Here is a 4446-nt window from a genome sequence, read left to right on the forward strand (position 1 = left end):
TTCTCAGCATCCGGATCAGTAGGCAGGAAGCACAAAGGCGCGTCGTCCCTATAAAACGAATGCAGACGGGAAAAATTAGCGAATGAGAATAAGTATCAGGATGGCAAAACATTGTGGGAGCGGGCTTGCTCGCGATAGAGGTGTATCAGACACCATTGATGTCGACTGACACTCCGTCATCGCGAGCAAGCTCGCTCCCACAGGGATTCGGTAATGTTTGCGATTGGGTTAACCCACAGCGGCCATGGCGTGCCGACGATGATGAACTTCAAGCTGATCCTTGATCACCTTGAGCACCTTGGCCTCACGCTCATGAATGAAAAAATGCCCACCCGCCAACATGTCCACGGAAAAGCTGCCGTGGGTTTCCTTGCGCCAGCCCATCAGTTGTTCGGTCGTCGCCCGGTCCGCCTTGCCGCCGAGCACGTGCACCGGGCATTTGAGCAGCGGTCGCTGCATCGGCTCGAAGCGCCCGCACAACTGGAAGTCGGCGCGCAGGATTGGCAACGTCAGGCTCATCAACTCTTCGTTGGCCAGGACTTCTTCGCTGGTGCCGTTGAGGCTGCGCAACTGCTCGATCAACTCGGCATCGGATTTGGGTTCGGCAAATCCGCGGTCGTAGTCCTCGCGCAGGGTTGGCGCCGCCGTGCCCGAGGCAAAGAGCGCCACCGGTTCCGGGCAGCCAAGCGAGCGCAAGGCGTGGGCCATTTCGCAAGCGAGCAGCGCGCCCAGGCTGTGGCCGAACAGGGCATACGGCGCCTTGAGCGTGGTTTTTTGTTCCTGTGCGAGCTGTAGCGCCAGACGACGCATGTCGGTATGCAATGGCTCGCCGAAACGGGCACCCCGCCCCGGCAGTTCCACCGGTTGCAGCTTGATCCAATCCGGCAGCTTGCGCCGCCAGCGGCTATAGACCATGGCACTCGCGCCGGAATAGGGCAGGCACAGCAATGTCAGCGGGGGCACGGGGCTTACCTCGAAATGTTGTCTAGGTAACAGAACGGATAAGCGCCAAGGAGAATTAGTCGGATGAATCCCCCCCTGTGGGAGCGAGCCTGCTCGCGATGGTATGTCAGACACATCGGTGTCGCCTGACACTCCATCGCGAGCAAGCTCGCTCCTACAGGTAAATGCTTTATTTCAAATGGCGATAGCTTTGGATCGCGGAACCGAGGACGACACCCCCCGCCGCAATCGCCAGCCAAAACCCGCTCCGCGCCCCGAACGCATCCACCAGCCACCCCGACCCCGCCGCGCCGATCGCCACGCCAATGCTCAGCCCGGTGACCAACCAGGTCAGGCCTTCAGTGAGTTTGGCCGGCGGCACGATCTGCTCCACCAGGGCCATGGCGACAATCAACGTCGGGGCAAAAAACAGCCCGGCAACAAACACCGCCAGGGACAACCCGAGAATGTTCACCGCCAGCAGCAGCGGCAAGGTCGTCACCGCCGTCGCCACTCCACCATAGAGAAACAAGCGCGGCAGCGGCACTTTCGAGCGCAACGCGCCGAACGCCAACCCCGCCAGGCACGAACCGATCGCATACACCGACAACACGATGCTCGCTGCGGCTGGCTGGCCCTGTTGCTGGGCGAAGGCCACGCTGACCACATCCACCACACCGACGATGGTGCCCATGGCGACCATCAACAGCATCAGCAGCTGGATGTCCAGGGAGCGGATGATCGATGCAGCGTGATGTTCTTCATGGGCATGCACCGGCGGCTCGGTGCCGCGTTGCAACACGAACGCCGTGACCCCGATCGCCAGCATCAGCAACGCCGCCAACGGCCCCGCCTCGGGGAACGCCACCACGCACAACCCCACCGACAAGGGTGGCCCGACGATGAAGCAGACTTCGTCCAGCACCGACTCCAGGGCGTAGGCGGTTTGCAGTTGCGGCTGGCCGCGATAGAGCTCGGTCCAGCGCGCCCGAACCATCGCTGACATGCTCGGCATACAGCCGGCGATCGCGGCGAACACAAACAACGTCCACTGTGGGGCCTGCAAACGGGTGCAGAGCAGCACCATCAACAGCGCCCCGCCCCCGATCAGCGCTGACACCGGCAAGATCCGGCGCTGACCAAAACGGTCCACCAGCCGCGACACCTGCGGTGCACAAAACGCTGTCGCCAGCGCGAACGTCGCCGCCACTGCACCCGCCAAACCGTAACCACCCTGCAACTGCGAGAGCATGGTGATCAGGCCGATACCGGTCATGGAAATCGGCATGCGCGCGATCATCCCGGCCAGCACGAAGGCGCCGCTGCCAGGGGCTTTGAACAGTTCGCGGTAGGGATTTGCCATGGGTGCGGGTCTCGACAAGGGCCTGCAAGTTGCCATAAACGCTGATCGAGGGGAAAGCAGCCAATTGTTGCTTGAATGTGAAGGCCCCATCGCCAGCAGGCTGGCTCCCACAATGACTGATGTACACCCATCCAAGGTGGGAGCCAGCCTGCTGGCGATAGGGCCAGAACAGTCACCGCAAAATGAACTCCAGCCCGCCAAGACCAGTCAGCTATTTAGGCCCTCAGCTCCCGGAGCCCCAATGCCCGACCACGAACGCCAAAGCCCCATCGACGCCCACGGCATCATCGGCGACATGCGCAGCGCCGCGCTGGTCAATGACAAAGGCAGCGTGGATTTTTTCTGCTGGCCGGAATTCGATAGCCCGTCGATTTTCTGTTCGCTGCTGGACACCCCCGAGGCCGGTATTTTCCAGCTGTCCCCGGACCTGCCTGACGCTCGCCGCGAGCAAATCTACCTGCCCGACACCAACGTCCTACAAACCCGCTGGCTCAGCGATCGCGCCGTGGTGGAAATCACCGACCTGCTGCCCATCGGCGACACCGAAGACAACCTGCCCGTGCTGATGCGTCGGGTCCGGGTAGTCAGCGGCCAAGCGACGTTTCACCTGCGCTGCGCCGTGCGCCATGACTACGCGCGCGCCCGCACCCTCGCCCGCCTGGATAAACAGGACGTGATCTTCGAAGCCGCCGATCAGCCGTCCCTGCGCCTGGCGACGGATCAGGTCATGCGCATCGAAGGCCAGGCAGCGGTCGCCGAATTCACGCTCAAGCAAGACCAGACCGCCGAGTTCCTCCTTGGCGACATCGACGACCCGCGCTTCAAGGAAGGGGCGGCCACACTGTGCCTGGAACGCACGCTGAAGTTCTGGCGCGACTGGATCGGCCAGTCCAATTACCGAGGCCGCTGGCGGGAAATGGTCAACCGCTCGGCCCTGGCGATGAAGCTGCTGACGTCGCGCAAACACGGCGCAATCCTCGCTGCGGCGACCTTCGGCCTGCCGGAAGTCACTGGCGGCGAACGCAACTGGGATTACCGCTACACCTGGATCCGCGACGCGTCCTTCACCGTCTACGCCTTCATGCGCCTGGGTTTCACCGAAGAGGCCAACGCCTATATGCGCTGGTTGCGTGGGCGGGTCAGCGATTGCCAGGGCAAACCGATGAAACTCAATATCCTGTATGGCATCGACGGCCGCCAGGAACTGCCGGAAGTCGAACTCGCGCACCTGTCCGGCCACGGCGGCGCCACGCCGGTGCGCATCGGCAACCTGGCCTACGCCCAGGTCCAGCTCGACATTTTCGGCGAGCTGATGGACGCCGTGTACCTGGTCAACAAATACGGCGAAGCCATTTCCCACGAGGGCTGGAAGCACACCGTGGAAGTGATCGACCAGGTCTGTGAAACCTGGCAGCAGGAGGACGTCGGGATCTGGGAAATGCGCGGCGAACAGCACCATTTCCTGCACTCGCGACTGATGTGCTGGGTCGCCCTGGACCGGGCGATCCGTCTCGCCTCGAAACGCTCGTTGCCCGCGCCATTCGCCCGCTGGGACCAGACGCGTCAGGCCATCTACTCGGACATCTGGGACAACTTCTGGAACGAAGAACGCGGACACTTCGTGCAGCACCTCGGCGGCACCGGCCTCGACGGTTCGATGCTGCTGATGCCGCTGGTGCGCTTCGTCAGCGCCAAGGACCCGCGCTGGCTCGCGACCCTCGACGCCATCGAGAAAAACCTGGTGCGCGACGGCATGGTCTACCGCTACCACAATGACGACAACCACATCGACGGCCTGCCCGGCACCGAAGGCGCCTTCGCCGCGTGCTCCTTCTGGTACGTCGAATGCCTGGCCCGTGCCGGTCGGGTGGAAAAGGCGCATCTGGAATTCGAACAACTGCTCAGGTACGCCAATCCTCTGGGGTTGTACGCCGAAGAATTCGACAGCCACGCGCGGCACATGGGTAATACCCCGCAGGCACTGACGCACCTTGCGTTAATAAGCGCGGCGTGTTTTCTGGACAGGAAATTGAGCGGCGAAAAGAGTGTTTGGCAGCCGTGAAACCGCTTCGCCGACCTGCTTTTTGTAGGAGCCGGCTTGCCGGCGAAGGCGTTCTCAAGTACGCCTTCGCCGGCAAGCC

General features: G+C 62.5%; 3 protein-coding genes. 1 reads left to right on the forward strand and 2 read right to left on the reverse strand.

Annotation, left to right across the window (positions count from 1 at the left end):
• Positions 1 to 228: 228 nt before the first annotated feature.
• Positions 229 to 963, reverse strand: coding sequence for a thioesterase II family protein (locus tag SOP95_RS09250; protein WP_323606897.1), 735 nt, complete (start codon positions 961 to 963; stop codon positions 229 to 231).
• 169 nt (positions 964 to 1132) lie between these two features.
• On the reverse strand, positions 1133 to 2305 hold the full coding sequence (locus tag SOP95_RS09255) for an MFS transporter (protein WP_323606898.1): 1173 nt from the start codon (positions 2303 to 2305) through the stop codon (positions 1133 to 1135).
• A gap of 241 nt (positions 2306 to 2546) precedes the next feature.
• Between SOP95_RS09255 and SOP95_RS09260 the strand changes: the two genes are divergently transcribed.
• Positions 2547 to 4367 carry a glycoside hydrolase family 15 protein gene (locus SOP95_RS09260; RefSeq protein WP_323606899.1) on the forward strand — a complete coding sequence of 607 codons (1821 nt, stop codon included), beginning with the start codon at positions 2547 to 2549 and terminating at the stop codon, positions 4365 to 4367.
• Positions 4368 to 4446: the final 79 nt, after the last annotated feature.

The sequence above is a fragment of the Pseudomonas sp. YuFO8 genome (genome assembly GCF_035065025.1).
Classification (GTDB): Bacteria; Pseudomonadota; Gammaproteobacteria; order Pseudomonadales; family Pseudomonadaceae; genus Aquipseudomonas; species Aquipseudomonas putida_AE.